3 protein-coding genes are annotated in these 3,362 nt (G+C 63.9%); all 3 read right to left on the bottom strand.

Annotated elements, in window-relative coordinates:
* Positions 1-231: 231 nt before the first annotated feature.
* Positions 232-1,287 carry a PQQ-binding-like beta-propeller repeat protein gene (locus UG56_RS27285; RefSeq protein ID WP_045547862.1) on the bottom strand — a complete coding sequence of 352 codons (1,056 nt, stop codon included), beginning with the start codon at positions 1,285-1,287 and terminating at the stop codon, positions 232-234.
* Positions 1,288-1,492: 205 nt separating this feature from the next.
* Complete coding sequence (locus UG56_RS27290; RefSeq protein ID WP_045547861.1) at positions 1,493-2,668, bottom strand: hypothetical protein; 1,176 nt, start codon at positions 2,666-2,668, stop codon at positions 1,493-1,495.
* 5 nt (positions 2,669-2,673) lie between these two features.
* Positions 2,674-3,192, bottom strand: a complete 519-nt coding sequence (locus UG56_RS27295) for a hypothetical protein (RefSeq protein WP_045547860.1) — start codon at positions 3,190-3,192, stop codon at positions 2,674-2,676.
* Positions 3,193-3,362: the final 170 nt, after the last annotated feature.

Raw genomic sequence — 3,362 nt, forward strand, 5'->3', positions numbered from 1 at the left:
TCAGTCGCCCATCGCCGACCACTACCGCTCGACGCACGTCCGGAAAACACCTACCCATTCCTGACCGACGGCGCCGACGACGAGGGCGACATCCCGCCCCGGCACACCACGGAGTACTTCGCGATGGACTACCGCCGGACCGACCACGGTCCCGAGATCGTCTCCAGCGGCCTCGACCAGCCCGGCTGGACGCCGGTGCCCGCGCACACCGCGGCGTCGGCATCGCGGAGATCAGAGTTCGGGCAGCTCGTAGGCGCGCAGGTCCTTGTAGCCGATCAGCAGCCACCCGTCGTGGAGTGTCAAGGTACCGTCGAGCGTGCTCAGGCCAGGCTCGGTTTCCCCGTCGGGGAGTGTGGCGAGCGTGGTGACACGTTCGGGTTCGTCGGGGTTCCAGGCATGCACGACCGCATCGGTCGAGGCATCCGCGGAGCCCGGCCCCACGGTGATGACCGTGCCGCCGCCGTTCACGCCGGCGACGGATTCGCCATCCGCGAGCTTGCTGGTCGCGATCTCTCGGCCGTCTGCGAGGTCATACACCTTGAGGAGCGTGCTCTCATTGAGCACGACGTAAAGACGCTGGCCGACGACTTGCGCGAACCGGATCGTCTCGGGTGGCAGCGAGTTCACCGTCTCCCCGACCTGGGTCACCTTTCCGCCGCTCAAGGCCCACAGGCCGAACACATCGCCCCCGGTGCCGGCCACGACCAGCGGGTCCGCACTGATCACTCTCCACGGCGCGGCGGGCGATGGCGCTCCGCTGAACGAAGCGAGGTGCTCACCCGTCGCAGCGTCGAACATTTGATAGGCGTCCTGGCTGCTGGTCCCCGAGACCAGCGCATTGCCGTACGAAGCCGTAGCAGCGCAGTCGGTGGCAGGGAGCTTGTGCTCGACCTTCGCTGATCCCATGTCGAGAATCGCCGCCCCGCTGCACTGGCTGGTGATGGTGACCGCTTCGTCGGTCACCGAGATGCCATTCGTGCCCGCGGGATGTGGATGACCGTTCGACGGGTTGTCGAGCCCGGAGTCAACGGACCAGACCTCCTTGCCGGTCTTCGTGTCGACGGTGGTCACCTTCGTGCACCGGTCCCCCGAGAGTATGGCTCCGATTCCGTCGCCGGTGAGGTCGAACGATGCGGCGCAGACCGCGCCGCCGGAGACCTCGAGCGCCTGCTCCTTCTTCCCGGTCTCGAGGTCGTACCAGACGAGCTCGGTAGCACCGAGAGAGATCACCGAATCGTCGGTGACCCAGCGGGTGGGTCCGAGATCGAACTGACCACGGGTCGACAAGTCGTTGAGGGTGAACGCGTTCGGCTCGTTGAGCGTCTCATGCCAACTCGGCGCCAGTTGCTGCCCCGTCGTTGGTTCTGGGCTGGGGTCGGATGGCGTCCCGCAGGCCGCGAGAAGAAACCCGCCCAGGAGCACTCCAACGCAAGCACGGAAGGCGGAACGTCCGGATCGGTCAAGGAGAGTGAGCGCCGGCGGCTCGTTGAACCTAATTGTACGAATCCTCTCCGCGAAGGCTTCTGTTCGGGACCTGCGGGAGCTGGATCTGGTTCCGCAAGTTGTTCATCTGGTTCTCGACGCCGTCGCCGCTGTAGGCGCTGCCTGCGAGGTTGTTGGGATCCGGCACGCCGCTTCCCGTTCCCCCAGCCTGCAGGCTGTCAAGCGCGTCGTTGTACGCGTTGTAGTAGTCGTTGTAGAGGGTTTCGGAGAGCCCGGTGTAGATCTGCTCGGCCGTCTTGACCTCGATGTATGTGTGCTTCTCCGGAAGAAGGTCCTTGCCCGACACATCTTCGATGTCCTTGATCAGCGCCCGGGCCTTGTCGACATGGCCCTGAAAGTCGGTCACCTTCTTGACCGCGTCACCGACAACCGGGACGGTGTCGGCGAGCAGGTCCAGTGCAGAGCTGCCGATCTGTTGAATGTCCGCGACCCAGGTGGGGACATGTGCGGGTTCGGGTGGTTCACGGTCCCAGCGCGCCCACTGATCGAGTTGAGCCTTGAGGCCCTCGAGAACGGAGTCCAGGAAGAACTGGGCACCGAACTGCGTGCCACTGATGACCTTCGCAGCGGCGGAGAACCCGAAGGTGACCATGCCCATGAACGTGCCGCAGATGCCTATCGACTCGTTGTAGTTGCTGTAGAACTCATAGAAGGCATTGCCGGCCTCACCGTGCCACTGGGTCGGCAAGGTGCCGAGCTTTGCCCAATCATCGACCGTCGCCTGGGTCAGCGGGATCACCGCGTTGCGCTGCATCTCGAGAATGGTGCTGACCATCGTAGGTACGTCGGGTTTCAGGAACTGGTTGCATACGCTCAAGGCGTACCCAGCGGCCCCGGATGCCCACGCGACGCCATCCTGCCAAGCCATATCGGCTCCCTGCTGGATGAGCTTGCGATAGCCGTCCACGTCGAACTTGCTGCCGGGGGACACTCGAATGTCGAGCCACCAGGTCCGCGACGGCTCAACCTTGAACCGACCATCAGGACACGGGAAGGAGTAGCCGTCGTCGAGTCGCATCACGGTGAGGAGCGGCTGTTCGACCCCAACAGATTCCTTCTGGAATTCGCGGAGATAGTTCCACGCGTTCTCGTTGCCGCGAAGGTAGCCGAGGTGCGTCTCGATGTCGCGCAAGGTCTGCTCGAAGGTGTCCCGCGAGAATGCCATGGCTCTCAACCCCGCCGCTTCTGACGCTCGTGCTCGAACTCGCTGTTCTCCTCGTTCTCCTCACGCTGCTCGGCATCAACGCTCGGCGCATCGGGGTCTGGAGTAGAAGGAGTGCTTTCGTCTCCCGTGCCGGCGCCGTCACCCTCGAGCTTCGCCAGCCAGGGTGGAACCTCGGCGGCGCGGGGCTGTGGCTCGGTCTGAAGGTTCTTCTTCAGGCGGTTGAAGTCATCACGTGCCGCTTGGTCGGTCCGCCGGTAGTCGTCAGCCGTCTTGATCATCGCCGCCGCTGCGTTGTTGAGCGAGATCACGCCTTGGCGGAGGATGTCATAGACGTCGTTGCCTACGCCGAGCATCGTGCAGAGGATGGCGGGGTCGCCGGCCAGCGCCGCTTGCTTGTTGAGTGTCTCGAGCTGCCCTGAAACGTCTCCGGCTAGCTTGGACAAGCGGTCCGCTGCGTCAGGCATGAGTTCCTTGCCCGCGGTATAGAGCCTTTCGATGTCCGTCTGGAGGGTTGGCTCGCCCATCGCTGTCTCCCGAGGGTTGTCGTCACTGGTCCGGTCATGAATCTCTTACCCGCAAAAGCCGTGTTCAAACACGAAATCTCGAGTTCTGCCCTCAGGGGCCGTCGACGTGCGCAGACCAACGGTGAGGAGATTACGCCAAGTTTGCTGTCAGCGCTGATGCTGACAGTGCG

The sequence above is a fragment of the Nocardioides luteus genome (assembly GCF_000960475.2).
GTDB classification, from domain to species: Bacteria; Actinomycetota; Actinomycetes; order Propionibacteriales; family Nocardioidaceae; genus Nocardioides; species Nocardioides luteus_A.

What these genes read in the sequence shown, in the direction of transcription:
- UG56_RS27290 (WP_045547861.1), bottom strand. Translation starts at nt 2,668, where the DNA reads ATGGCATTCTCGCGGGACACCTTCGAGCAGACCTTGCGCGACATCGAG.
- UG56_RS27295 (WP_045547860.1), bottom strand. Translation starts at nt 3,192, where the DNA reads ATGGGCGAGCCAACCCTCCAGACGGACATCGAAAGGCTCTATACCGCG.